Annotated in this window: 23 protein-coding genes; 17 read left to right on the top strand and 6 right to left on the bottom strand. The window is 72.0% G+C overall.

Features of this window, described 5'->3' with window-relative positions; genetic code table 11:
* The first annotated feature begins 19 nt into the window (after nt 1-19).
* From R3E88_04885 to can, 5 genes are read left to right on the top strand one after another with little or no spacing between them, the layout of a single operon-like run.
* Entirely contained in the window at nt 20-595 is a 576-nt protein-coding gene (locus tag R3E88_04885) for a cytochrome c oxidase subunit 3 (GenBank protein MEZ4215791.1), read from the top strand.
* Nucleotides 596-605: 10 nt separating this feature from the next.
* Nucleotides 606-1,004 (top strand): cytochrome C oxidase subunit IV family protein, encoded by a 399-nt coding sequence (locus R3E88_04890; protein MEZ4215792.1) that lies wholly within the window; start codon nt 606-608, stop codon nt 1,002-1,004.
* Nucleotides 1,005-1,049: 45 nt separating this feature from the next.
* Entirely contained in the window at nt 1,050-1,619 is a 570-nt protein-coding gene (locus tag R3E88_04895; protein MEZ4215793.1) for a cytochrome c oxidase subunit 3, read from the top strand.
* A gap of 32 nt (nt 1,620-1,651) precedes the next feature.
* Nucleotides 1,652-1,924, top strand: a complete 273-nt coding sequence (locus tag R3E88_04900) for a hypothetical protein (GenBank protein MEZ4215794.1) — start codon at nt 1,652-1,654, stop codon at nt 1,922-1,924.
* A 7-nt stretch (nt 1,925-1,931) separates the two neighbouring features.
* A complete protein-coding gene (can, locus tag R3E88_04905; GenBank protein ID MEZ4215795.1) occupies nt 1,932-2,570 on the top strand; it encodes a carbonate dehydratase in 639 nt (212 codons plus the stop codon).
* Between the two features lie 21 nt (nt 2,571-2,591).
* On the opposite strand, the gene leuS is transcribed toward can, so the two are convergent.
* The 4 genes from leuS to R3E88_04925 all read right to left on the bottom strand — a co-directional run bounded on the left by leuS (nt 2,592) and on the right by R3E88_04925 (nt 10,299).
* Complete coding sequence (gene leuS, locus R3E88_04910; GenBank protein MEZ4215796.1) at nt 2,592-5,249, bottom strand: leucine--tRNA ligase; 2,658 nt, start codon at nt 5,247-5,249, stop codon at nt 2,592-2,594.
* Nucleotides 5,250-5,357: 108 nt separating this feature from the next.
* Entirely contained in the window at nt 5,358-6,203 is an 846-nt protein-coding gene (locus R3E88_04915; GenBank protein MEZ4215797.1) for a pyruvate, water dikinase regulatory protein, read from the bottom strand.
* Nucleotides 6,204-6,235: 32 nt separating this feature from the next.
* Nucleotides 6,236-9,304, bottom strand: coding sequence for an MMPL family transporter (locus tag R3E88_04920; GenBank protein ID MEZ4215798.1), 3,069 nt, complete (start codon nt 9,302-9,304; stop codon nt 6,236-6,238).
* 257 nt (nt 9,305-9,561) lie between these two features.
* Nucleotides 9,562-10,299 (bottom strand): NYN domain-containing protein, encoded by a 738-nt coding sequence (locus tag R3E88_04925; protein MEZ4215799.1) that lies wholly within the window; start codon nt 10,297-10,299, stop codon nt 9,562-9,564.
* A gap of 128 nt (nt 10,300-10,427) precedes the next feature.
* Here R3E88_04925 and R3E88_04930 point away from each other — a divergent pair, with 128 nt between their 5' ends.
* The 8 genes from R3E88_04930 to R3E88_04965 all read left to right on the top strand — a co-directional run bounded on the left by R3E88_04930 (nt 10,428) and on the right by R3E88_04965 (nt 19,910).
* On the top strand, nt 10,428-11,348 hold the full coding sequence (locus tag R3E88_04930) for a carbon-nitrogen hydrolase (GenBank protein MEZ4215800.1): 921 nt from the start codon (nt 10,428-10,430) through the stop codon (nt 11,346-11,348).
* Nucleotides 11,338-12,423: an agmatine deiminase family protein gene (locus tag R3E88_04935; protein MEZ4215801.1), complete on the top strand. Its 1,086-nt coding sequence runs from the start codon at nt 11,338-11,340 to the stop codon at nt 12,421-12,423. The genes R3E88_04930 and R3E88_04935 overlap by 11 nt, the downstream gene beginning before the upstream one ends.
* A 218-nt stretch (nt 12,424-12,641) precedes the next feature.
* A complete protein-coding gene (locus R3E88_04940) occupies nt 12,642-15,188 on the top strand; it encodes a hypothetical protein (protein MEZ4215802.1) in 2,547 nt (848 codons plus the stop codon).
* A gap of 226 nt (nt 15,189-15,414) precedes the next feature.
* Nucleotides 15,415-17,133 carry an FAD-binding protein gene (locus tag R3E88_04945; protein MEZ4215803.1) on the top strand — a complete coding sequence of 573 codons (1,719 nt, stop codon included), beginning with the start codon at nt 15,415-15,417 and terminating at the stop codon, nt 17,131-17,133.
* Complete coding sequence (gene sdhB / locus R3E88_04950) at nt 17,133-17,912, top strand: succinate dehydrogenase iron-sulfur subunit (GenBank protein MEZ4215804.1); 780 nt, start codon at nt 17,133-17,135, stop codon at nt 17,910-17,912. The genes R3E88_04945 and sdhB overlap by 1 nt, the downstream gene beginning before the upstream one ends.
* On the top strand, nt 17,912-18,358 hold the full coding sequence (locus R3E88_04955) for a hypothetical protein (GenBank protein MEZ4215805.1): 447 nt from the start codon (nt 17,912-17,914) through the stop codon (nt 18,356-18,358). The genes sdhB and R3E88_04955 overlap by 1 nt, the downstream gene beginning before the upstream one ends.
* Nucleotides 18,358-18,720, top strand: coding sequence for a fumarate reductase subunit FrdD (gene frdD, locus R3E88_04960; protein MEZ4215806.1), 363 nt, complete (start codon nt 18,358-18,360; stop codon nt 18,718-18,720). The genes R3E88_04955 and frdD overlap by 1 nt, the downstream gene beginning before the upstream one ends.
* A gap of 20 nt (nt 18,721-18,740) precedes the next feature.
* The gene (locus R3E88_04965; protein MEZ4215807.1) at nt 18,741-19,910 is read left to right on the top strand and encodes a CoA transferase; all 1,170 of its coding nucleotides are present in this window, start codon (nt 18,741-18,743) and stop codon (nt 19,908-19,910) included.
* A gap of 19 nt (nt 19,911-19,929) precedes the next feature.
* Here the strand turns inward: R3E88_04965 and R3E88_04970 are convergent, their stop codons facing one another.
* Both R3E88_04970 and R3E88_04975 read right to left on the bottom strand, forming a co-directional pair.
* Nucleotides 19,930-20,268: a hypothetical protein gene (locus R3E88_04970; GenBank protein ID MEZ4215808.1), complete on the bottom strand. Its 339-nt coding sequence runs from the start codon at nt 20,266-20,268 to the stop codon at nt 19,930-19,932.
* Nucleotides 20,265-21,833: an acyl-CoA synthetase gene (locus R3E88_04975; GenBank protein MEZ4215809.1), complete on the bottom strand. Its 1,569-nt coding sequence runs from the start codon at nt 21,831-21,833 to the stop codon at nt 20,265-20,267. Before R3E88_04975 ends, R3E88_04970 begins: the two co-directional genes overlap by 4 nt.
* 62 nt (nt 21,834-21,895) lie before the next feature.
* On the opposite strand from R3E88_04975, the gene R3E88_04980 reads away from it, so the two are divergent.
* The 4 genes from R3E88_04980 (at nt 21,896) to R3E88_04995 (ending at nt 26,278) form a co-directional block, all read left to right on the top strand.
* On the top strand, nt 21,896-23,104 hold the full coding sequence (locus R3E88_04980) for a cytochrome P450 (GenBank protein MEZ4215810.1): 1,209 nt from the start codon (nt 21,896-21,898) through the stop codon (nt 23,102-23,104).
* A 160-nt stretch (nt 23,105-23,264) separates the two neighbouring features.
* Nucleotides 23,265-23,705, top strand: a complete 441-nt coding sequence (locus R3E88_04985) for an Hsp20/alpha crystallin family protein (GenBank protein ID MEZ4215811.1) — start codon at nt 23,265-23,267, stop codon at nt 23,703-23,705.
* Nucleotides 23,706-23,932: 227 nt separating this feature from the next.
* Nucleotides 23,933-25,069, top strand: coding sequence for an acyl-CoA dehydrogenase family protein (locus tag R3E88_04990; GenBank protein MEZ4215812.1), 1,137 nt, complete (start codon nt 23,933-23,935; stop codon nt 25,067-25,069).
* 57 nt (nt 25,070-25,126) lie between these two features.
* A complete protein-coding gene (locus R3E88_04995; protein MEZ4215813.1) occupies nt 25,127-26,278 on the top strand; it encodes an acyl-CoA dehydrogenase family protein in 1,152 nt (383 codons plus the stop codon).

A 26,278-nucleotide genomic window follows, 5' to 3' on the forward strand; every position in this document is an offset into this window, starting at 1 on the left:
AGACGGGAACCCGACGACCATGTCCGTTCGACCCATCGCGACGACGCGCAGCGTCACTGGCATTCCCACCGGGCGCCTGGCCGTCTGGTGGGTGATCGGCTCCGAGATCGTGATCTTCGGGGGGCTGATCCTCTCCTACCTGATGCACCGGCTCGCCAACGACGAGTGGGCGGCGCACTCGGCGAACACGAACACGACGATCGGCGCGATCAACACCTTCGTGCTGCTCACGTCGAGCCTCACGGCGGTGCTCGGCCACAAGGCGGCCGAGGAGGGCAACGGGCCGAAGGCGGCCAACATGCTGCTCTTCACGTGCCTCGGCGGCGCGACGTTCGCGGGCATCAAGGCCTTCGAGTGGACGACGGAGATCTCGCACGGGTTCACGCTGCTCACGAACACCTTCTGGAGCTTCTACTACACGGCGTGCGGGCTGCACGCGCTCCACGTGATCGCGGGCTGCATCATCATGCTGTTCGTCGCGGCGAGTGCGCGGAAGGGCCAGGATCTCCATCGCGTCGAGCTGATCGGGATCTACTGGCACTTCGTCGACATCGTCTGGATCTTCCTCTTCCCGCTCATCTACATCGCGAAGTGACGGAGGCCCCATGTCGGACCACGGCGAGCACGCCGCGCACGAGACCAACTACGTCAAGATCTGGGCGATCCTCGTCGTCCTCCTGCTCGTCAGCGTCGCCGGCCCCGAGATCGGCTACCTGACGGGCATCCGGGCGATCACGCTCTTCACGGCCTTCGGCATCGCGATCATCAAGGCCTGGCTCGTGATCAAGAACTTCATGCACCTGAACGTCGAGAAGCGGATCATGGCCTACATGCTCACGACCTGCGTCGTGTTCATGCTGCTGTTCTTCGCGGGCTCGTCGCCCGACGTCATGAAGTTCGAGGGTCGCAACTGGACGAAGGTCGACTACCACACGCCCGAGCCCGTCTCGCACCACGAGGCGGCCGGCGGGCACGGCGAAGAGGCCGCGCCCGCGCACCACTAGTCGCGGCGCTCTCTCGCCTCGTCGCGCCCCCCGCGAGGTCGTCCGGTGGCCAAGGTCCAGCCGCTCCCGGTCCGCTATCAGCTCGTCCCGCACGGCGTGATGGGCATGCTCATCTTCGTCGTGACCGAGGCGATGGTCTTCGCGGGGATGATCAGCGCCTTCGCGATCGTGAAGGGCGCCGCGAAGGCGTGGCCGCCGCCCGGCCAGCCGCGTCTTCCCATCGAGGAGACCGCGTTCAACACGGCCGCGCTGCTCGCGAGCGGGCTCGCGCTCTACCTCGCAGGGCGCAGCTTCCGCGAGTCGCCCGAGCGGGCGCGCGTCCCGATGGCGACGGCGCTCGGCCTCGGCGCCTTCTTCGTGATCTTCCAGGGCTTCGAGTGGGTCGAGCTGATCGCGCAGGGGCTCACGCTCACGTCGAGCCCGCACGGGAGCTTCTTCTACCTGATCGTCGGCGCGCACGCGCTGCACGCGCTCGGCGCGATCGCGGGCCTCGGCTGGGCGTTCTCGCGCCTGCTCCAGGGCACTCTCGCGTGGACGCAGCTCGCCCCGGTCCAGATCTTCTGGTACTTCGTGGTCGGCGTGTGGCCCGTGCTGTACGGGCTCGTCTACCTCTAGGGTCGCTGGAGCGAAGGATCGCGGAGGCCTCCATGCGCATCGGCATCACCTGGCTCGCTCCCGTCCTCGCGGCCGCGCTGCCGCGCGCGGCCGCCGCGTGCGCCGTCTGCAGCGGGGGCACCACCGACAACCGCTTCGAGTTCATCGCGACGACGGCCTTCCTCACGTTCCTGCCGCTCGGCCTGATGGGCGGGATCTTCTGGTACCTGCGCCGCCGCTATCTCGCGCTCGCGAACCCGCCGCCGAGCGGCGCCGCCCAGCAGGTGCCCGCCGTCGCGCCGCGCTCGTCGCCGGTCGCGGGCTAGGTCGCGCGTGCCCGACGAACGACTCCGCGCGCTCTTCGACAACAACCGCCAGTGGGCGCGCGCGAAGAGCGAAGCCGACCCCGGCTTCTTCGACCGCCTCTCGCACCAGCAGAGCCCGCGCTTCCTGTGGATCGGGTGCGCGGACAGCCGCGTTCCCGCGACGGAGATCTGCGGCCTCGACCCGGGCGAGATGTTCGTGCACCGCAACGTCGCGAACCTCGTCGTCCACACCGACTTCAACTGCCTGGCCGTCCTGCAGTTCGCGGTCGAGGTGCTGCGCGTCTCCGACGTGATCGTCTGCGGCCACTACGGCTGCGGCGGCGTGCGCGCGGCGCTCGGCACGCGTCCGCTCGGCCTGATCGACAACTGGCTGCGCAACATCAAGGACGTGTACGAGCGCCACCGCGACGAGCTCGAGGCGGCGGGGCTCGACGCCGACGCGCGCGAGCGCCGCATGTGCGAGCTGAACGTGCGCGCGCAGGTCGAGAACGTGTGTGCGACGACGATCGTGCAGGACGCGTGGGCGCGCGGGCAGGCGCTCACGGTGCACGGCTGCGTGTACGGCCTCGAGAACGGGCTGCTCAAGGACCTCGGCGCGAGCGTGAGCGGGCTCGAGCAGCTGGCCGCGATCTACAGGATGGGCTGAGCGCCCGGCTCGCCCCGCGCGCTATCCGACCACGTTCACGAGCCGGCCCGGCACCACCACGACCTTCTTCGGCGCGCGGTCGCCGAGGTGCTTGCGCACCGCGTCGAGTGCGAGCGCGGCCTCGCGCACCGCGGCCTCGTCGGCGTCGGCCGCGACGTCGAGGTCGGCGCGCTTCTTCCCGTTCACCTGCACGACGATGCGCACCGTGTCGGCCGCGAGCCAGCGCGCCTCCGCGGCGGGCCACGGCGCGTAGGCGATCGACTCGGCGTGGCCGAGCGCGCGCCACATCTCCTCGGCGACGTGCGGCGCGAGCGGCGAGAGCAGGAGCGCGAGCGTCTCGGCGGCCGCGTGCGGGAGCGGCGCGTCGTCGCCCTCCTTCGCGACGTCGCGCACGAGCACCATGAGCTTCGAGATCGCGGTGTTGAAGCGCATCGCCTCGAGGTCCTCGGTGACGCCGTGGACCGTCTGCGCGACGAGCCGCTGCTGGGCTTCGGTGCCCGGGCCGTCGGCGAGCGGACGCGCGCGGTCGTCGTCGTCGAGCACGAGCTTCCACGCGCGGTCGAGGAAGCGGCGCACGCCCTGGATGCCGTCGGTCGACCACGGGGCGTCCTTGTCGAGCGGGCCGATGAACATCTCGTAGAGGCGCATCGCGTCGGCGCCGTACTGCGCGATCACGTCGTCCGGATTGACGACGTTGCCGCGGCTCTTCGACATCTTCTCGACGACCTCCTCGAGCACGAGGCCCTCGATCGTCGGGTGGACGGGCGTGCCGTCGGGCAGGCGCCGCACGTCGCGCAGCGGCACCCAGCGCGCCTTCACCGGGCGGCCGTCGTCGACGGCGACGAAGCCCTCGCCGTCCGCGCGCACCTGCCCGTGCGCGTAGACGCGCGCGTCGCGCCGGCCCTCGTCGGCCACGTCGTCGTCGAAGTAGCGGTAGCTGTAGCCGAGGATCATCCCCTGGTTGACGAGCTTCTGGAACGGCTCGCGCGTGTGCACGACGCCGAGGTCGAACAGCACCTTGTGCCAGAAGCGCGCGTAGAGGAGGTGCAGCACGGCGTGCTCGGCGCCGCCGACGTAGAGGTCTACGGGCATCCAGTAGCGCTCGGCCTCCGCCGAGATCGGCGCGCTCGCGTTGTGCGGGTCGCAGAAGCGCAGGTAGTACCAGCAGCTCCCCGCCCACTGCGGCATCGTGTTGCGATCGCGCCGGATCGTCTCGCCCGTCCTCGGGTCCGTGAGCTCGATCCAGTCGTGCGCGCGCTCGAGCGGCGTGTCGTTGCGCCCGCTCGGGCGGAAGTCGTCGAGGTCGGGGAGCTCGAGCGGCAGCTCGTGCTCGGGCACGAGCTCGACCGTGCCGTCGGCGCGGTGCACGAGCGGGAACGGCTCGCCCCAGTAGCGCTGCCGGCTGAAGAGCCAGTCGCGCAGCTTGTACGTGACGGCGCCGCGGCCCGCGCCCGCGCGCTCGAGCTCGGCCACGATGCGCGTCTTCGCCTCGGCGGTCGGCAGCCCCGAGATCGATCCCGAGTCGACGGCGACGCCCTCGCCGGTGAACGGCAGCTCGACGTCGCCGCGGGCCGCGCCGCTCTTCGAGACCGCGTCGACGACCTTGCGAACCGGGAGCCCGAACGCGCGCGCGAACGCGAAGTCGCGCTCGTCGTGCGCGGGCACCGCCATGATGGCGCCCGTCCCGTAGCTCGCGAGCACGTAGTCGGCGACCCAGATCGGGATGCGCTCGCCGTTCACCGGGTTGGTCGCGAACGCGCCGGTCGCGACGCCCGTCTTCTCCTTCGCGTCCGCCATGCGCACGCGCTCGCTCTTGCGCCCGGCCGCCTCGACGTAGGCGCGCACCGCCGCGCGCTGCGCGTCGGCGGTGATCGTGTCGACGAGCGGGTGCTCCGGAGCGAGCACCATGTAGGTGGCGCCGTGGAGCGTGTCGGGCCGCGTCGTGAAGACCTCGATCGCGAGCGATGCGTGGCCGTCGACGGCGAAGCGCACGTGCGCGCCCTCGCTGCGGCCGATCCAGTCGCGCTGCATCTTCTTGATGGGCTCGGGCCAGTCGAGCTCCTCGAGGTCCTCGAGCAGGCGGTCGGCGTAGGCGGTGATGCGCAGCATCCACTGGCGCATCGGGACGCGCTCGACGGGGTGGCCGCCGCGCTCGCTCTTGCCGTCGATCACCTCCTCGTTCGCGAGCACCGTGCCGAGCGCCGGGCACCAGTTCACGGGCACCTCGGCCTCGTAGGCGAGGCCGCGCTCGTAGAGGCGCTGGAAGATCCACTGCGTCCAGCGATAGTAGGCGGGGTCGGTCGTGTCGAGCTCGCGCGACCAGTCGTAGCTGAAGCCGAGCGAGCGGATCTGCCGCCGGAAGTTGTCGACGTTGCGCCGCGTCGTCTCGCGCGGGTGCGTGCCCGTCTGGATGGCGTACTGCTCGGCCGGCAGGCCGAACGCGTCCCAGCCCATCGGGTGCAGCACGTTGAAGCCGCGCATGCGCTTGTAGCGGGCGACGATGTCGGTCGCCGTGTAGCCCTCGGGATGGCCGACGTGCAGCCCGTCGCCCGACGGATACGGGAACATGTCGAGCACGTAGAACTTGGGCCGCGCCGGGTCGAGCTCGGCGCGGAAGGTCTCGTTCTCGAGCCAGTACGCCTGCCAGCGGGGCTCGATGCGCTTCGGGTCGTACGCCATGGCGCGGGAGAGTGGCGGGGGCGTGCGGGAGCGTCAACACGACGGACGGCGCGTGCGCGCGGTCGCGCGCGGGGCAGGGCGGGGGATCGCCGCTCGGCGCGGGCGGCGCTAGGCGCCGCGCGCGTCGTCGACCTGCAGCAGCTCGATGATCTTCGCCGCGTTCTCCTCGACGGCGCGTCCGCTCACGTCGATCACGGTCCAGCCGTGCTGGCGGAAGAGCCGCCGCGCGCGGTCGATCTCCTGCGTCACGGCGGCGGTGTCCGTGTAGCGCGAGTGCGGCGACGTGCGCAGCGACTTGAGCCGCGCCTGCCGCACCTGCAGCAGCGTCGACGCGTCGATGTCGAGCGCGAAGACCTTGCGGCGGTCGAGCTCCTCGAGCTCGCGCGGCAGGTCGAGGCCGGCGACGATCGGCACGTTCCCCGTCCGGTAGCCGCGCTGCGCCAGGTACATCGTGAGCGGCGTCTTCGACGTGCGCGAGACGCCGACCAGCACGATGTCGGCCTCGTACAGCGTCTTCAGGTTGGCGCCGTCGTCGTGGCGGACGGCGAACTCGACGGCCTCGATGCGCTGGAAGTAGTCGTCGCTGAAGCCGTGCAGGAGGCCCGGCTCGTGGCGCGGCTCGGCCTTCAGGTGCGCGGCGGCGCGCGCGATCAACGGGCCGAGCAGGTCGACCGTCGCGAGCCCGTGGCGCTCGGCCTCCCGAAGCAGCTCGGCGGCCTCGCGCTTCTCGACGAGGCTGAAGACGACGAGCGCGTCGAGCTCGGCCGCCTGCGCCATCACGCGGCGCACCTCGGAAGGGTGCCGCACGCCGCCGAAGATGCGCAGCCGCCACGGGTTCGTGAACTGCAGCATGACGGCGCGCACGGCCGCGGCGCCCGTCTCGCCGGTGCCGTCCGACACGACGAAGATCTCGCCCATCGGCACGCCCGGCTTGCCCTCGTGCTGCGCGGCCATCGCCTCGCGTCCTCGCTCCCGCGCGCTCCGCGTCAGTCGTCGAGCAGGCCCTTGCGGCGCTCGGCCTCGCGCTGGAGCGCCAGCGCCGCGCGCTGCTCGTCGGTCAGCAGCGCCGTCGCGACCTTCGGCCGCAGGATCGAGTAGAACGCCGGCACGACCGTGATGGCGCCCAGCATGTTGATCACCATCAGGATGGTGAGCAGCCACGCCATGTCGGCCTGGAAGCGCAGGTGCGAGAACGTCCAGAGCACGATCCCGCCCACGATCGTCGTGGCGGTGAACGACACGGCCATGCCCGTCGTGCGCACGGCGCGACGGACGGCTTCGTCGATGTCCTCCGTGTCGACGACCTCCTGGCGTATGCGGTCGACGATGTAGATCGCGTAGTCGACGCCGATGCCGACGCCGACGGACTGCACGGGCAGCGTGTTGATGTTGAGGCCGAGCCCCGCGACCGCCATGTAGGCGAGCGAGAGCATCGTCGCGGTCGAGATCTGCAGCAGGATGATCGAGCCGCTCGACACGGACTGGTACGTGACGGAGTGCAGCACGAAGATCACGAGCAGGATCAGCGCGATGTTCGCGACGTGCGAGCGCTCCACCTCGTCGTTGATCGCCGCCAGGATGCCCATGATGCCGCCTGCCATCACGAACTGGACGCCGCGCGTCCACGAGTTCGTGGGCTGGTAGCGGGGCACGCTGTCGACCGCCTTCGTGTCGTGCACGATCAGCTGGTCGACGTTCAGCGCGACGGCGCGGATGCCGTGCTCCTCGCTCTCCCACCACGCGTCGACGTCGCCGAGCTCCCAGTCCTCGAGGCTCTCGGGCCACGTGAAGACCTCGTCCTCCTCGAGCGAGTCGCGCGTGTCGACGAAGTCCTCCTGCGCGGCGACCTGGAAGTCCTCGATCCAGTCGGGGAGGTCCTCCTCCTTCGTGACCGAGTGGATCTGCTGGTCGGCGTAGGTGCCGTCGTCGTTGCGGATGCGCACGTTCAGCGTGTGGTTGCGCGGCGAGGGGAGGACGGGGCCGAGCATGTAGTAGAGCCAGTCGGCCATCTTGTCGTAGTCGGTGAACGACGCGTCCTTCGCGGCCTTGTCCTTGTCGAGGCGCACGATCACCTCGCCGATCGGATTGCGGCGGATGAACTCCTCCGCCGCGCGCGTCGCCTTCACGATCGTGTCGCCTTTGTGGTCCTCGTAGAAGAAGGCGATGTTCGAGTGCCGGCTGTCGTCGGTGAGGTAGGGCCGCAGGAAGCCGGGCGCGCTGTTCTGGCGCAGCTGGAAGATCTGCTGGCGCACGGTGGCCTGGTCGTTCGGCACGAAGGCCCACTTCGGGTCGCCGTAGTGGTTCTGCTGCCAGAGCGACTGGAGGATGGGCACGAGCGAGAGCGTGCCGCCGACGTCCGTGTAGCGGCGCATCCAGCGCTCGAACTGCTCCATGCGCAGGATCGGCTGCGCGTCGCCGCTCGCGTCCTTCTTGTCGCCGTCCGCGTACACGACGATCGTGTCGATGCCGCCGAAGCGGTCCGCGATCTCGGCCGTCGCGCGGTTCCACTCGTGGTCGGGGAAGAGCAGCGGCGTGCCCGGGCTCGCCTCGCCGATCTTCGAGTAGAAGAGCGCGATGTAGGTCGACGACACGAACAGGAAGACGGTGATGCCCGCGATCACCCACTTGTACGTCGGGTGCGTCGTGATGTAGCCGACGAACCGCGTGAAGCGGACCATGAAGCCGGGCAGGAAGTGCTCGTGCTCGGTCGGCGCCGGCAGGAAGCAGATCAGGACCGGGTGCAGGACCTCGACCGTGATGATGATCGAGGCCACCCAGAATGCGCCGAAGATGCCCAGGTCGCGCATCTGCGGAATCGACGTCACGAGGATCATCAGCAGGCCGGCGACGTCGGTGATGATGCCGAGCGTGCCCGGCACGATCAGCTCGCCCATCGCGACCGTCGCGACCTCGACCTTCGCGCGATCCGGGTCGCCGATCTGCGGCAGCATCGTCTCGTAGTCTTCGAAGAAGCGCTCGGCCATCTGCACCGTGTGCGAGATCGCGCGCGCCGTGATGATCGTCGGGATCACGAGGATCAGCGGGTCGAACGTGATGCCGACCCAGCCCGTGAAGCCGAGCCCCCAGATCACGGTGGCGAGGGCCGCGACGGCCGGGATCAGCACGCCGTGCCAGCGGCGGAAGTAGAGCCAGAGCAGGAGGAAGATCGCCGAGATCGTCAGGACGACGAAGAGCCCGATCTCGTAGGCGTGGATGAAGATCCACCCCGTCAGGATGGGGACGCCGCTGACGTAGACGTGGTGGTTCGCGTCCTCCTCGTCCGCCTTGATCTTCTGCACGTGATCGAAGACGGCCGAGAACGTCTCGCGCGTGTTGAGCCGGTCGGTGACGAAGCCGGCCATCATCAGCGCGCCCTTCTCGTCGTGCGAGACGAGGCGCCCGTAGATGAACGGCGGGTTCTGCCGCACCACCTCGCCGATCTCGTCCGCCTCCTCCTGGGTCTCGGGGAGCTTCTGGATCAGCGTCTCGCTCTTGATGTCGCCGTCGGCCTCGATCTGGACGACGCGCGTCGTGTGGTGCGTGAGCGACTGCACCTGGTAGTGGTTGACGGGGTACTGCGGGAAGCGGCGATCGAGCTCCTTGAGCAGCTCCTTCGGCTCGATGTCCGGGTTCGCCTCCTCGAGCTGCTCGCGCAGCTCGTCGCGCTCGTCGCTCTTGCTGTCGTAGCCCTCGCCGTCGAGCCGATCGGTGATGCGCTTGATCTTCGCGATCGTCTCCGGCGTGAAGATCGTGCCCTCGTCGACCGTGAGCGCGATGAACACCGCCGAGCTGCCGCCGAAGATTCCCGAGAACTTGTCCTGCGCGTGGATGTACGGGTGGTCGGGCCACTGCGCGCGCGCTTCGGTGTCGATGCGGATCTGCGGGCCCGGCAGCGGTGAGCCCATCGCCGCCAGGATCGCGTTCGCGATCGGGTATGCGAAGAAGCCGGTGGAGAGCAGCAGCAGCGTCGCGACGATCCCGCGGTGGCGCACGATCACGCGCGCCATTCGGAGCGTCCAGGAGTCGCGCGCGTGCGTGAGAGGGGCTTCGGCCATCGCTTCCTCGTTCGGCGTCGCTCCCGGCGACGGGGCGACGCGACGACCCGACCGGCCGGGCCGCGAGCGAGCCGACATTGCTCGCGTCGCGCTCGGGAGGTCGGGGAGTGAGAGTCGGTCCTGTGGGCCAGACAACGGGCGCCGGCCGAGAGCGGCACCCTAGTGGGAAGCGCGAAGCACGGTCAAGCGGAAAGCCGCTGGAATCGCCCGACTTTGCAGCGCTTTTTGCGAGCCCTGACGCCCAGTCCCTGCGCGGACTAGGCCTTCCGCGCGAGGAACTCGCGCGGCGAGAGCACGCGCGCGCCGTGATGGCGCGCGCGGTTCGCCAGCTTGCGATCGGCGGTGACGACGACGACGCGCGCCGGGTCGCGCGCCTGCTTCACGCGCCGCACGAGCCAGTCGTCGGCCGACGGCGCGAACACGCTCTGCAGCCGGCCGCCGGCCGCGACGCTCTCCGTACCGGGTGTAGAAGGCGCCGCCGCCGGCGACCGACTGCCGTCGAACACGACCCAGACCGAGGCCGCCGAGGGCGGCCCGTCCGACGCGCCGCCCTCGCGGACGGCGCCGTCGGGCGCCCGCGCGCCGCCGGGGGTGACGTCGGCGGCGGCGCACGGCTCGGCCCGGGTCGCCTCCTCCACGGCGACGAGCACGCGCTCGCGCGCCGCGGCCGTCCACCAGCTCGACCGCTCCTCGCCGCCCAGGAGCACGGCGTGGAGCAGGTTGAAGCCGTCGACGAGCCACTCTTCGACGGCCGGCTCCGCGGGGGACGGAGCGCCGGCGGACAGGGACGGGGGCAGGGAGCCGGACGAGGAGTCGGAAGGCGTCATCGCAGGAGCAGGATACGCAGCGCCCGAGAGGCGGGCCGGCCCGAGCCACAGAGCGAGGCCGAGCCCGAACGCGACGACGGCGAGCACGACGCCCGCCGCCTCGCCGAGCTCGACCAGCGCGGAGACGAGGACGCGGGGCCGGTGGGGTGCCGGGGAGAGGCGCTGCATGGGGAGTCTCCTGCTCGTGCGACGACGGGCGGCAGCATGGCGATGCCGCGTGACAGGTCCGGTCACACGTCTCGCGCGCCGCGCCGGCGCCGTTGCCCCGCCCCGTGGCGTGACCTACAGAGGGCCGCATGGCGTCCCCCACTGCGCAGCGCGCGACCCCGCGCTCCCCGGTCGTCCGCGTCGGTCTCGTCCAGATGCGCTGCGTCGACGACGCGGACGCGAACCTCGCGAAGGCGCTCGACGGCATCGCCGACGCCGCGCGCCGCGGCGCGAAGCTCGTCTGCCTGCAGGAGCTCTTCCGCAATCCCTATCCCTGTCAGGACGAGGACCCCGACCGCTTCGACTGGGCCGAGCCCGTCCCGGGCCCGAGCACCGAGGCGCTCGGCAAGGCGGCCGCCGAGCACGGCGTCGCCATCGTGGCGTCGCTCTTCGAGCGGCGCGCGCCCGGCCTCTACCACAACACGGCCGCGCTGCTCGACGAGACGGGCGCGGTGCGCGCGCGCTACCGCAAGCTCCACATCCCCGACGACCCGCTCTACTACGAGAAGTTCTACTTCGCGCCCGGCGACCTCGGCATTCCCGTCGAGCGGCTCGCGGGCGCGCCGGTCGCGACGCTCGTGTGCTGGGACCAGTGGTACCCGGAAGGCGCGCGGCTCGCGGCGCTCGGCGGCGCGCAGATCCTCTTCTACCCGACGGCGATCGGCTGGCAGCACGACGTCGGCGGCGAGGTCGACACGGCGCAGCACGCGGCGTGGGAGACCATGCAGCGCTCGCACGCGATCGCGAACGGCGTGTTCGTCGTCGCGGTGAACCGCACTGGCGAGGAGCGCCTGCCCGGCAGCGACGCCGGCATCCGCTTCTGGGGGCAGTCGTTCGTCGCCGATCCGTTCGGCCGCGTGATCGCGAAGGCGCCGGCCGACGAGGAGGCCGTGCTCGTCGTCGAGTGCGACCTCGCGCTCGTCGAGCGGACGCGCCGCGACTGGCCCTTCCTGCGCGACCGCCGCATCGACGTCTACGCCGATCTCGCGAAGCGCTTCCGTGACGACTGACGAAGCGCGGCCCGCGCGAAGCGGATACCGCTGGCCCGCAGAATGGGAGGAGCACGTCGCCACGTGGCTCACGTGGCCGCACGCGCGCACCACCTGGCCCGGCGAAGGGCGGCTCGAGCGCGTCGAGCGCGCCTATGTCGCGATGGTCGAGGCGCTCTCGGGACGCGAGCGCGTGCGCATCGTCGTCGACGGCGCCGCGCGCGAGGAGCGCGCGCGTGGCGCGCTGCGCGCCGCGGGCGTCGACGCCGACCGCGGCATCGAGTTCGTCGCGGCGCCGACCGACGACAGCTGGATCCGCGACTGCGGCCCCATCTTCCTGTGCGCGCGCGACGCCGCGTCGGCGGGGGGGCGCCCGGCGCGACTCGCGCTCGACTTCGGCTTCAACGCATGGGGCGGCAAGTATCCGCCCTTCGATCGCGACGACGCGCTCGCGCGTCGCGTCGCGCGCGCCGCGGGCGTCGAGTGCGCGACGATCGACGCCGTGCTCGAGGGCGGCTCCGTCGACGGCAACGGCGCCGGCACCGTGCTGACGACCGAGGCCTGCCTGCTGCACGCGAACCGCGGGCCGGTGCGCGGCGGGCCGCGCACGCGCGAGAGCGTCGAGGCCCTGCTCGGCGACTGCCTGGGTGCCGAGCGCGTGCTCTGGCTCGGCGACGGCATCGTCGGCGACGACACGGACGGGCACGTCGACGACATCGCGCGCTTCGTCGGCCCGCACACCGTCGTCGCCACCGTCGAGCCGGATGTCTCCGACCCGAACCACGCGCCGCTCGCGGAGAACCTGCGCCGCCTCGCGTCGATGCGCACCGCCGACGACAAGCCGATCGACGTCGTCGAGCTGCCGATGCCCGCGCCGCTCCGGCTCGACGGCGAGCGGCTGCCGGCGAGCCACGCGAACTTCCTGCTCGCGAACGGCGTGGCGCTCGTGCCCGTCTTCGGCGGCGCGAGCGACGCGCGCGCGCTCGCGGTCCTCCGCGAGTGCCTGCCGGGCCGCGACGTCGTCGGCATCCCGGCGAACGACCTCGTCGTCGGCCTCGGCGCCGTGCACTGCCTCTCGCAACAGGAGCCGCGCTAGCGGTCCGCCCCGAAGGCAGGAGCCGCGCTAGCGGTCCGCCCCGAAGGCAGGAGCCGCGCTAGCGGTCCGCCCCGCAAGCAGGAGCCGCGCGAGCGGCCCCAGCCGCGGCCCCGGTCGGCGCGCCGCAGATCCGTGTGCTCGCGCGCGCACACCGGTGTTAGGGTCGCCGCGTCGTCTCGCCCGCCGGGCCCGTCCGGGCCCGCAGATCGGAGCCCGCCATGGCTGCTGCACGCACGCTCGCGCTCGTCCTGCTCTCCCTCGCCCTGCTCGGCGGCTCCGGCCCGTGCGGCGGCGCGGCCTTCCAGATCCTCGAGCCCAGGGATGGGGCGCTCACGCGCGCCGACGTCGTCGACGTGCGCGTGCGCGTGCCGGGCGACGTCGCGACGAGCGAGCTGCGCTTCGCGCTCGACGGCGTGCCCGTCGCGCCGTCCGGCCTCGCGCGCACGGGCGACGTCGTGACGGGGCAGCTCACCGGCGCGCTCGGCGGCCCGCGCACGCTCGTCGTCGCGCTCGCGCCCGACCCGGGCGCGCCGTCGCTCGCCGCGCACTTCGAGGGCCTCGCGCTCCACGACCCCGACCACTGCGAGGTGCTGAACGACGCGGAGTGCCTCTACCCGTTCCCGTCGAGCCGCTTCCTGCGCTTCGACCCGACGAGCCCGACCGACTGGCGCGTCGACCTGCCCGCCGAGGCGATGCCCGACCTCGTCGTCGGCGACATCTTCGGCTTCACGACGGGCGCGCGCGCGCCGCTCGACCCGACGCCCTATCTGCGCAACGACGGCTTCAGCCCGATGGTGCAGATCCTCGTGCACTTCCCGGCCGGCTTCGATCCCGCGGCCTCGGGCGCCGCCGTGCTCGACCCCGCGACGCGCACGTTCGACCTCGGCTCGCTCGCGCCCGGCCACCCGACGGTGATCGTCGACGCCGAGACCGGCGAGCGCATCGCGCACTTCGTCGAGAACGACGACCGCGGCACGCCCGGCCGCACGGCGACCATCCTGCGCCCCGCGACGAGCCTGCTGCCCGGGCGCCGCTACCTCGTCGGCGTGCGCCACGCGGTCGACGCGAGCGGCCAGCCGATCGAGGCCGAGCCCGTGTTCGCCGCGCTGCGCGACGGGCGGCCGACGCAGATCCCGGCCGTCGAGGCGCGCCGCGCGCAGATCCAGAACGTGCTGCACCGGCTCGAGGACCACGGCGTCGATCCGGACGAGCTCGTGCTCGCGTTCGACTTCGTCACGCAGAGCGACGAGGGGCTGACGGGCGAGATGCTCGCGATGCGCGACGCGGCGATCGCGTGGGCCGACGCGCAGCCGCCGTCCGCGATCGTCACGCAGGCGACGCCGTTCGATCTCACGCCGCCCGCGCAGTGCGCGCCCGGCGTTCCGTGGCGCGCCGTGCTCGGCCGCATCCTCGTTCCGAACTTCCTGACGACGGACCCGAGCGCGCCCGTGCCGCCGCCGGCCGACCCGGTCGGCGCGCGCAACACGGTGGGCGTGCTCGCGCACGACGCGGCGGGGAACGTGCTGCAGACGGGCGCCTACGAGGCGCGCTTCGGGATGTCCATCCCGTGCGACGCGATCCTCACGGGCCCGGTGCGCCCGCTCGTCTTCGGGCACGGGCTCTTCGGCGACGGGCCGAGCGACGCGTCGTCGCTCGTGTTCGACCTCGCGCCCTACGTCGCCGATCTCCAGCAGCGCGGGCTCGTGTCGCCCGGGCGGCGCTTCGACATCGCGGCGGCGGGCACGCACTGGAGCGGGCTGTCGAGCCTCGACATCGCGCCGATCCCGTCCGGCATCGACTTCTCGAACCTCTCGCCGTCCGATCTCGCCGCGCTGATCGCGTTCTCGCGCAGCTTCATCGGGCAGATCTTCGTCGACTTCGATCGCTTCGAGGCGCTGCCCGACCGTCTGCGCCAGGGCCAGACGGCGACGATCGTCCTCGCGCGGCTGCTCGAGAACGGCGCGCTGAACGCGCACCCGGCCTTCCAGGCGCCGGCCGGTGGCGCGGTGCCGGCCGGGCAGGGGCTGCTCGCGGCCGGCGAGGTCAACTATCTCGGCGCGAGCCTCGGCGGGATCATGGGCCTCATGTTCACGTCGCTGTATCCGGACATCGAGCGCTCGATCGTCGACGTGCCGGGCGCGAACTTCTCGCTGCTGCTCCAGCGCGCGAAGCCGTTCAAGGCGTTCCAGACCGTGCTCGAGGTGATCGAGCCCGACCCGATGCGGCAGCTCGCCGGGCTCGGGCTGCTGCACGAGCTGTGGGTGAAGGGCGAGTCCGCCGGGTACCTGCACCACCTGAGCGGGAAGACGCTGCCGCGCTTCCCGGGCTCGGGCCCGAAGAACGTGCTGATGTCGGTCGCGAAGTACGACCAGCAGGTGACGCCGCTCGGCGCGCAGATCGCGGCCGCGACGATCGGGCTCGAGAACCTCGCCGGCAGCGACGCGAGCGGGCTGCCGCTCGTGCCCGACCGCGTGGGCGGGCCCGCGCTCTCGGGCCACGTGCTCTACGACACCGGCGCGTACGCGCTCGGCACGCCGACCGAGGTGTTCGTCCCGCCGGTCGTGAACCGCCCGGCGCCCGTCGACGACAACCGCTGCGACCCGCACGGCACGCGCTTCACGATCCCCGCCTCGCTCGAGCAGGTGCTCGCCTTCCTCGAGCCGAACGGGCGGATCGAGAACTTCTGCAACGGCGCGTGCGACGCGGCCGAGCCGCTCGAGCTGCCCGGCGGGCTCGCGGCGCCGTGCGATCCGCTCGCGCCGTAGCGGCGCGACGCGGCGCCGCGCACGGGTCGGGCGAACACCGGTTGGCGACCGGGCCGATGCCCGGGGCGCGCAACGCATCGTTGCGCCGCGCGGAGCGGCGTCCGGGTGCGCGCGGAGTACGTTCCGCGCCGTCCGGATCTGGGATCGCGCACGCGGAAGCGTTATAACCTGTCCGCCGCGAATCCCCCGGTAGCTTTCCCGAATCCCCAGGAGGTGCGAGAACGCCGTGGTCGAGGTGTTTCGGCACGACGTGATCATCGTCGGCGGTGGCGGCGCGGGACTTCGCGCCGCCATTGCCGTTGCAGAGGCCGACCCGAGCCTCTCGTGCGCCGTCGTCTCCAAGGTCTATCCGATGCGCAGCCACACGGTCTCGGCCGAGGGCGGCAGCGCGGCGGTGGCCCGCGACGACGACAGCCTCGAGATGCACGGCTACGACACCGTGAAGGGGTCGGACTTCCTCGGTGATCAGGACGTCATCCAGTATTTCGTCGAGCAGGCGCCGAAGGAGCTCTCGCAGCTCGAGCGGTGGGGCTGCCCGTTCAGCCGCAACGAGGACGGAACCGTCGCCACGCGCGCCTTCGGCGGCATGACGACGAAGCGCACGTGGTATGCGGCCGACAAGATCGGCTTCCACATGCTGCACACGCTGTTCCAGACCTCGATGAAGTACGACTCGGTCGTCCGCTACGACGAGCACTTCGTCACGAAGCTCCTGGTCGAGAACGGCGCCGCGCAGGGCGTCGTGGCGCTCGACATCCGCACGGGCGACGTGAAGGTCATCCTCGGGCGCGCGGTGATCGTGACGACCGGCGGCGGCGGGAAGATCTTCCCGTTCACGACGAACGGCATGATCAAGACGGGCGACGGCATGGCGCTCGCCTATCGCGCCGGCGTCGCGCTCAAGGACATGGAGTTCGTCCAGTACCACCCGACGGGCCTGCCGGGCACGGGCATCCTCATCACGGAGGCCACGCGCGGCGAGGGCGGGCACCTCAAGAACAGCAAGGGCGAGCGCTTCCTCGTCGAGTACGACTACGGCGTCGGCACCAAGGCCGAGCTCGGCCCGCGCGACATGATCTCGCGCGCGATCGTGCAGGAGATCCAGGCCGGGCGCGGCCTCGACGGCCCGTACGGCCAGTACGTGAACCTCGACCTCACGCACCTCGGCGAGGAGAAGCTGTCGACGCGCCTGCCGTTCGTGCTCGAGCTCTCGCGCACGTACGTCGGCGTCGACCCGGTGAAGCAGCCGATCCCGATCCGCCCCGTCGTCCACTACATGATGGGCGGCATCGACACCGACATCACGGCGGGCACGTCGATGCCGGGTCTGTACGCGGCGGGCGAGGCGGCGTGCGGCTCGCTCAACGGCGCGAACCGGCTCGGGTCGAACTCGCTGACGGAGTGCCTCGTGTTCGGCGCGCGCGCCGGCGTCGAGGCCGTCCGCTACCTGCGCGGCGCGCCGGCGGCGAACGAGGCGAGCCTGCGCGCGCAGGGCGACGAGGAGGCGAACCGCATCGCCAACCTGCGCGGCCGGCAGAAGGGCGGCGAGCGCATCTCGCAGGTGCGCCGCGAGCTCAACAAGGCGATGGAGGAGGGCTGCGGCGTCTACCGCAACCAGGAGTCGATGCAGGCCACGGTGCGCGCCGTCGCGCAGCTGCGCGGTCGCGTCTCCGACCTCAAGCTCGAGGACACGTCGCGCGTGTTCAACACCGAGCTGATCGCGGCGCTCGAGCTCGTCAACATGGTCGACGTCGCCGAGGCGGTGGCCGTCTCGGCCGCGCACCGCAAGGAGTCGCGCGGCGCGCACACGTGCAGCGACTTCCCGACGCGCGACGACGTGAACTACCTCTACCACACGCTCTGCTACTTCGATCCGGCCGGGCCGCGCCTCGACAGGAAGGCCGTCACGCTGGGCAAGTGGGAGCCCGAGGAGCGGAAGTACTGATGGCCGACGGTGCGCAGACACGGAAGCGGAAGTTCGTCATCACGCGCTTCGACCCGGACGTCGACCAGGTGCCGAAGACGCAGGAGTACGAGATCCCCTGCCAGTCGGACTGGAAGGTCCTCGACGCCATCAACTTCATCAAGGACGAGGTCGACCCGTCGATCTCGCACCGCTGGTCGTGTCGCATGGCCGTGTGCGGCAGCTGCGGGATGATGGTGAACGGCGAGCCCAAGCTCACGTGCAAGACGTCGCTCGACCACTACGGCGACACCGTCGAGATCGAGCCGCTCGCGAACTTCCCCATCGTGAAGGATCTCGTCGTCGAGCTCGAAGGCTTCATGGACAAGTTCAAGGCCGTGAAGCCGTGGATCGTCGCGGCGAAGGACGAGGCCGCCATGAAGGCCGCGTCCACGATGAAGGAAGGCACGTACCGCCAGAGCACCGAGGAGCTCATGGCGTTCAAGCAGTTCAGCATGTGCATCAACTGCATGCTGTGTTATGCGGCGTGCCCGGTGGTCGCGAACGAGCCCGACTTCCTCGGGCCGGCCGCCATCGCGCTCGGCCACCGCTACAACATGGACACGCGCGACGGCGGGCAGCACGAGCGCAACGAGGTGTTCCGCGGGCCGGGCACCGTGTTCTCGTGCTCGTACGCGAACGAGTGCAGCGAGGTGTGCCCGAAGGGCGTCGACCCGGCGGCCGCCGTCAACCAGGCCAAGTTCAACGCCGTGATCGACTGGGCGACGGGCTTCGTCGTGCCGCGCGGGGGGGCGAAGTGATGCCGTCGACGAATCCGTCGCACGCGGGCGCGATGTCGCCGAAGCGGCCGGGCAAGACGCGGACGGCGCCGCCGATGACGCCGTCCTCGTGGCCGACGAGCCCGCGCATGAAGGCCTACGCGCGCTTCGGCATGACGGGCTGGGTCTACCTCGTCGCGAGCGCCGTCGCGATCGAGGTGGTGTGGGCGCTCGGCTCGGGGCCGCAGGCGTGGGCCGACATGCAGGCGCTGCTCGCGCACCCCGCGATGATCGCGCTGCACGTCGTCTGCCTCGTGTCGGTCGTCTACGTGCTCGTTCGCTTCTTCGCGCTGTTCCCGAAGGCGCAGCCCGCGCGGATCGGGCCGGCGAAGCCGCCGCCGCGCGCGGTGCTGCACGCCGGGCTCTACGCGGCGTGGATCGGAATCACGGTCGTGCTCTCGGCCGTCCTGGCGGGAAAGGTCTTCTGATGAGCCACTCGAATCACCCGCTCCTCAAGCTCGAGCCGCTGATCTGGTTCCTGTTCGGCCAGGGCATCATGATCGGGTCGATGCTGCTGACGGGCTGGCTGCTGGTCGTCGGCATCCTCGCGCCGCTCGGCGTGGTCGCGCCGCTCGGCTGGGAGCACGCGCACGCGATGGCGTCGCATCCCGTCGGACGCATCGTGCTCGTCGGCATCCTCGCGCTCCCGCTCTGGAAGGGCGCCCACCACGTGCGCCACTTCTTCATCGATCGCGGGCACGCGGAGCAGGACGGGCTGATCGGCTCGCTCGCCTACCTCGTCGCGACGGCGGGCTCGGTGGCGGCCGTGCTCGCGGTGGTGCGGCTGTAGCCGCGCGCCTGCTCGACGGCATCCGCGTCCTCGACCTGACGCGCGTCGTCGCGGGGCCGTACGCGACGGCGCTGCTCGCCGACCTCGGCGCCGACGTCGTGAAGGTCGAGCACCCGCGCACGGGCGACGACTACCGCGCCGGCCCCGCGCCGCCCGGCGAGACGTCGCTCTCGTTCCAGAACACGAACCGCGGCAAGCGCTCCATCACGCTCGACGTGCGGACGGAGGAGGGGCGCGAGCTCTTCCTGCGGCTCGCCGAGCGCGCGGACGTCGTGGTCGAGAACTTCCGCGCCGGCTGGATGGAGCGCCGCGGCCTCGGCCCCGCCGCGATCCAGGCGCGCAGCCCGCGCTGCATCGTCGCCTCGCTCTCGGGCTTCGGGCAGACGGGGCCGTACGCCGGCCGCGCGTCCTACGACGTCGTCGCGCAGGCGACGGGCGGGCTCATGGCGATGACGGGCTGGCCGGACGGGCCGCCGACGCGCGGCGGCGGCGCGCTCGGCGACTACGTCGGCGCGCTCTTCCTCGCGCTCGGCATCGCGGCGGCGCTCGTCGACCGCGAGCGCACCGGACGCGCGCGCGTGCTCGACCTCTCGAACCAGGACGCGATCTTCGCGCTCACCGACTCGATGCCGACGCTCGCCGCCGGCATCGGCGCCGCGACCGAGCGCCTCGGCAACGACCACCCGTTCGCGACGCCGTACGGCGCGTTCGAGGCGCGCGACGGCTGGATCGTGATCGCGACCGCGAGCAACCGCCTGTTCCGCGCGCTGTGCGCGGGCATCGGCCGCCCCGAGCTCGCGAGCGACGAGCGCTTCCGCCGCCACGACGCGCGCGCACGCCACCGCGAGGAGCTGCACGCGGTCTTCCGCGCGTGGGTGGCGGAGCGCACGGTCGACGAGGTGCTGCAGGCGCTCGGGCCGGACGGCGCCGACGTGCCCGTCGCGCGCGTCGAGCGCCCCGAGGAGCTCGTGCGCGACCCGCAGCTCGTCGCGCGCGGCATGATCGAGCGCCACCCGCACCCGACGCTCGGCGAGATCCTGTTCACCGCGAGCCCGCTGCGCTTCACCGATGCCGCGCCGCGAGCGCGCGCGCTCGCGCCGGAGCTCGGCTGCGACGGCGACGACGTCTACGCCGAGCTCGGCCTCGATGCGGAAGCGCTCCGCGGCCTGCGCGAGCGCGGGGTCGTCTGAGCGTCAGCGCGGCCGCGAGTCAGTGACGCCACCACGACGTCGCGAGCAGCGGGCCGAGCTCCGGGCGTGCGAGCTCCGCATCGCGCGCCGGGAACGAGACGCGGAACTTCACGAACCACTGGCCGACCGGGAAGAGATACAGGTGCGATTCGATCGGCTCGTCGACCCCGCGGAACGAAGGCAGCTCGAAGCGCGCGTGGTATCCCCATTTCTTCACGTCGCCTAGCGTGAACTCGCCCGCTTCCTGGTCGAGAAGGCGTGCGAAAGGCGACAGGCGCATGATGTCGGCCTCGACCCGATCGATGTGCGACGCGACCTCTTCCTTGCTCAGGCTCGCGTTGCGAGCGGACTCCGTCACAGGATCCGCGTCGCGTGGCCCTTCCAGTACTCGTCCTTGAGCAGGCGCTTGTAGAGCTTGCCGGTCGGGTGGCGCGGGAGCTCGTCGCGGAAGTCGACGCTGCGCGGGCACTTCACGTCGGCGAGGTGCTCGCGACAGTAGGCGATGAGCTCGCGCTCGAGCGCGGGCCCGGCGTCGCGCATGTCGATGGGCTGGACGACGGCCTTCACCTCCTCGCCGAAGTCCTCGTTCGGGACGCCGAAGACGGCGACGTCGTGCACCTTGGGGTGCAGCGTGAGCACGTTCTCCGTCTCCTGCGGGTAGATGTTCACGCCGCCGCTGATGATCATGTTGGCCTTGCGGTCGGTGAGGTACAGGAAGCCGTCGGCGTCGAGGCGGCCGACGTCGCCGAGCGTGCTCCAGCCGTTGGGCAGGAAGCTCGACGCCGTCTTCTCCGGGTCGTTGTGGTACTCGAAGCCGCGGCCGTCGGCGGGCCCTTCGAAGTACACGGTTCCCTCCTCGCCGACCGGCACCTCGTGGCCGTCGTCGTCGACGATGTGCACGGGCGCGGTGAGCGCCTTGCCGACGCTGCCCTCGTGCGCGAGCCAGTCCGACGGCGAGCAGTAGACGAAGCCGTTGCCCTCCGTGCCGGCGTAGTACTCGTGGATCACGGGCCCCCACCACTCCATCATCTGGCGCTTCACGGCGACGGGGCAGGGCGCGGACGCGTGCACGGCGAAGCGCAGGCTCGAGACGTCGTACCGCGCGCGCGTCTCCTCGGGCAGCTTCAGCATGCGGACGAACATCGTCGGCACCCACTGGCTGTGCGTGACGCGGAAGCGCTCGATCGCGGCGAGCGCGCCCTCGGCGTCGAAGCGCTCCATCACGACGACGGTCGCGCCGAGCCGCAGGAACTGCGTGCAGTAGCGCAGCGGGGCGGAGTGGTAGAGCGGAGCGGGCGAGAGGTAGACGGAGTCGGCGTTCGCGCCGAACAGGCCCGCGATGAGCGCGGTGAGCGCCTCGCCCGTGCCGAGCGGCTTGCCGCCGGCGCGGAGCTTCACGCCCTTGGGCCGCCCCGTCGTGCCCGACGAGTAGAGCATGGGTTGCCCTTCGACGCGTTCGGGCAGCGGCGATGCGGGCGCCGCCGCGATCGCGGCCTCGTAGCGTTCGAAGCCGGGCAGCCCGCCGCCGACCGACAGGCGCAGCGCCATGCGCGCGACCGCGTCGCCGGCGCGCGCGACGGCGTCCGCCTTGTACGGGCTCGCGACGAACGCGCGGCTGCCGCTGTCCTCGAGGATGTATGCGAGCTCTTCCGCGGTGAGCCGCGAGCTGATGGCCGTGTAGTCGAGGCCCGCGTAGTGCATGCCCCAGACGACGGCGAGGTACTCGAGGCGGTTCTCCATGCAGAGCGCCGCGTGGTCGCCGGGCGCGAGGCCGGCGTCGGCGAGCAGGCTCGAGAGGCGATTCGCCGCGTCGTCGAGCTCGCCGTACGTGAGCGTCGCGCCCGTCTCGGCCATCACGATCGCGGGCTTGTCGGGCGTGCGCGCCGCCCACGCTCCCGGGTAGAGGCTCGGTGCGTCGCTCATGCCTGGGCTCCTCCGTCGCTCGCGCGCCCCCGCGGCGCGGCGCGCCATCGTACAATGCGGCGATGCCGTTCGATCCCTCGACGATCCGTCTCCTGTCCCCCGCCTTCTACGGCGGCGATCCGTTCCCGGCCTACGCATGGCTGCGCGACCACTCCCCCGTCCACTGGGACGAGAAGGGCCGCGTCTTCGGCGTCTCGCGCTTCGAGGACGTGATCGCGATCGAGAAGGACCCCGCGCGCTACAGCTCGGCCCAGGGCTCGCGCCCGCGCATCCCGGGCGACTACTCGATGATCAACCGCGACGATCCGCAGCACAACGACATGCGGCGCGTCGTGTCGAGCCGCTTCACGCCGCGCGCGGTGCGGCGCCACGAGGGCGCGGTGCGCAAGCGGGTGACGGGCCTGATCGATCGCGTCGCGCGCGAGGGCCGCGCCGAGGTCGTCGCCGACCTCGCGGCGCCGCTGCCGGCGATGGTGATCAACGACTGGCTCGGCTTCCCCGACGCGAACTGGTCGAGCTCGAAGCGCTGGGCCGAGGTGACGATGCTCGCCGGCGGCCAGCACGACCCCGAGACGGGCGAGATGGACTTCTTCGGCGTCGAGGGCGCGCAGCAGGCACTCGAGGAGTTCACGGCCGCGGTGCTCGAGCTCGTGCCGAAGCGCCGCGCCGATCCGCGCGACGACCTGATCTCCGCGTGGGCGCACGCCGAGGTGGGCGGCAAGCGCATGACCGACGCCGACATCGTCTCCGAGGCGCTGCTCGTGCTGAACGGCGGCGCCGAGACGACGCGCGCCGTCATCGGCGCGACCGTCGTGAACCTCGCGCGCCATCCCGAGCAGCGCGCGAAGCTCGTCGCGGATCCGTCCGGCATGGCGGTCGCCGTCGAGGAGTTCATCCGCTTCGTCACCCCCGTCAACAACATGCGGCGCACGGTCGCCGAGGCGCACGAGCTGCACGGCCAGTCGCTCGAAGCGGGCGCCGAGCTCCTGCTCCTCTACGGCGCCGCGAACCGCGACCCGCGCCACTTCTCCGACCCGGACGTCTTCGACGTCGAGCGCCGCCCGAACCAGCACCTCGCCTTCGGGTTCGGGACGCACTTCTGCCTCGGGGCGAGCGTCGCGCGGCTCGAGATCCGCGTGATGTTCGAGGAGCTGCTGCGGCGCATCCCCGATTTCGAGCTCGCCCAAGGCGCCGCGCCGGCCTACGTGCCGAGCGTCTTCACGCGCGGCTTCGGCGCCGTGCCGATCGAGTTCACGCCCGAGCGCGGCTAGCCGCCCGGGCGCGCCGCGATTTTTTGTCGGCGCCGGCGGTTGACGGCGCCCGACGCCGTGTCCAGAGATCGCGCCCGTCGGGAGGAGCCTCCCGACTCCGGCGGGCGCGGCCCGCCGCACGCCGCGCACGAGCGCGGCACAGCGAGCGGAGGAAGACGACATGGCACTCGGAAACCTGATCCTGCGCGACCCGTTCACCGGCTTCGGCCCGCTCCTCGAGCGCGCCTTCCCGCCGGCGAGCGACGTGGCTGCGAGCGCGTTCGTGCCGCGGATCGACGCCGTCGAGGAAGAGGGCGCGTTCCGCGTGACGGCCGAGCTCCCCGGCGTCGCCGAGGAGGACGTCGCGGTCGAGGTCGAGGACGGCGTCCTGACGCTGCGCGGCGAGAAGAAGAGCCACTTCGAGGCGCCCGAGACCGACGGCGCGCGCTACCGGCGCGTCGAGACGTCCTGGGGCCGCTTCGAGCGCAGGCTGCGCTTCGGCGTCCCGATCGACGAGTCGAACGTGCGCGCGAGCGCGAAGAACGGCGTCCTCACGATCGTGATCCCCAAGCTCGAGGAGCCGCGTCCCGCGGTGCGGACGATCCCCATCGAGCGCGCGTAGCGCGCGGCGAACGAGCAGGGCGCGCGCAGCGCGCGCGAGAGAGAGGCCTGGAATGCGCTCCCGCTCCTGCGGGGCGCGCGACCGGCGGGCTCGGCCAGGGGTGGGCGAGCCCGCCGCATCGTCGCGCGCGGCGCTGCGCGCCTAGCGTCGCCTCGCGCTCCCCAGCCCGGGCCGTTTCGCCTATGCTGCTCGGCCGCCCGCCACGACACCACCGGGCCGAGGCCTCCATGGATTTCGGGTTCAGCGACGAGCAGGAGCTGCTCCGCGCCGAGGTGCGCAAGTTCCTCGACCAGAACGCCCCGCTCGAGCACGTCCGCACGCTCGCCGAGACGCCGCGCGCGCTCGATCCCGCGCTCTGGGGTCGCATGGCCGAGCTCGGCTGGGTCGGCCTCACGATGCCCGAGGCCCACGGCGGCATGGGTCTCGATCTCCTGACCTTGATCGTGCTCCTCGAGGAGACGGGGCGGACGCTCTTCCCGTCGCCGATCGTCTCGACCGTCGTCGCCGCGCGCGCGATCGCGCGCGCGGGCAGCGAGGCCCAGAAGGCGCGCTGGCTCCCGGGCCTCGCCGCCGGCACGACGATCGGGACGCTCGCGTACCTCGAGGCGGGCGACCGCCACGCGCCCGACGGCGTCGCACTCGCGGGCGCGCGCGACGGCGAAGCGACGGTGCTCTCCGGCGCGAAGGAGCTCGTCGCGGACACGGCCACCGCCGACCTGTTCGTCGTCGTCTACCGAAGCGGCGCCGCACCCGACGCGCTCTCGCTCGCGGTCGTCGAGCGAGGCACGCGCGGCCTCGCGGTCGAGGACCTCCCGACGATCGACGCGACGAAGCGCATCGGGCGCCTCGTGCTCGACGGCGTGCGCATCGAGGCCGACGCGCGCCTCGGCGCGGAGGGCGAGGGCGGCGCGCTCTTCCAGGAGCTGCTCGACGTCGGCGCGCTGCTCACGAGCGCCGAGATCGTCGGCGCCGCCGAGGGGGCGGTCGCGATCACGACGCGCTTCGCGCGCGAGCGCGTGCAGTTCGGCTCGCCGATCGGCCGCTTCCAGGCCGTGAAGCACCCGCTCGCCGACGCGCACGTCGACACCGAGTCGATCAAGTCGCTCGTCTACTACGCGGCGTGGGCGCTCGATCGCGGCACCGACGACGCGTCCGCCGCCGTCTCGCGCGCGAAGGCCTACGCGAGCGAGGCCTTCCCGCGCATCGGCATCGACGGCGTGCAGCTCCACGGCGCCGTCGGCTTCACGTGGGAGTACGACATCCAGCTCTATCTCAAGCGCTCGAAGTGGGCGCGCCCGGCGTTCGGCGACGCCGACCACCACTACGAGCGCCTCGCCGCCCGCTCGCTCGCGCCCGGCGCCTGAGCGGCGAGCGCGCGTCCCCGCTCGCGCGTCGACGCGCGCTCCGCCGCAGGAGACCCCATGGACTTCGATCTGAGCCCCGAGGACGAGGCCTTCCGCCAGGAGGTGTGCGCGTTCCTCGACGCGAACCTTCCGCCCGCGAGCGAGCGCGGGCCGGCGTTCAAGCAGGAGTGGGACGCGAAGGTGCGCGCGAAGGGCTGGGTCGGCTTCTCGTGGCCGAAGGAGGTCGGCGGCGGCGGCGGCTCGCTGATGCAGCAGGTGATCCTGAAGGACGAGATGGCGAAGCGCCGCGCGCCGTCGCTCGGCTCGTGCTTCATGGGCCTCGCGTGGGTCGGGCCGTCGATCATCGCCTACGGCACGCCCGAGCAGAAGGCGCGCTTCGTCCCCGACATCCTCGACAGCCGGTACCAGTGGTGCACGGGCTACTCCGAGCCCGGCTCGGGCAGCGACCTCGCTTCGCTGCAGTGCCGGTGCGTGCGCGACGGCGACGAGTACGTCGTCGACGGCCAGAAGATCTGGACGTCCATCGCGATGTGGGCGAAGTGGATGATCCTGCTCGTCCGCACCGACCCGGCGGCGCACAAGCACGAGGGCATCACGTGCCTGCTCGTCGAGATGGACACGCCCGGCATCGAGGTGCGTCCGATCCGGAACATGGCCGGCGGCGAGATGTTCGCGGAGGTCTTCTTCGACGGCGTCCGCGTGCCCGTCGCGAACCGGCTCGGCGACGAGGGCCAGGGCTGGCAGGTGACGGTGACCGCGCTCGCGAACGAGCGCTCGGGCATCGCCGAGTTCCACGGCCTGATGCACGACCTCGAGCGGCTGCGCGGCCTCGCGCGCGAGTGCCTGCGCAACGGCCGCCCGGCGATCGAGGACGCGGCGATCCGCCGCCGCCTCGTGCGCGCGGAGGTGCGCATCGAGGCGATGCGCCTGAACGGCATGCGCGCGCTCACGAAGCAGCTGCGCGGCGAGCCGCTCGGCGCCGAGACGTCGATCAACAAGCTCCACCGCGCGAGCCTCGAAGTCGAGCTCGGCGAGCTCGCGCTCGAGATCGAGGGCGGCGCGGGCGCGCTCGCCGGCGCGGCGGCGCCCGAGCGCGGGCGCTGGCAGACGATGGCGCTCTCGTGGCCCGAGGTCGTGATCGGCGGCGGCACGCCCAACATCCAGCGCAACATCATCGCCGAGCGCCTGCTCGGCCTCCCGAAGGACTGA

Source organism: Myxococcota bacterium (genome assembly GCA_041389495.1).
In the GTDB taxonomy this organism is placed as follows: domain Bacteria; phylum Myxococcota_A; class UBA9160; order UBA9160; family UBA4427; genus JAWKRT01.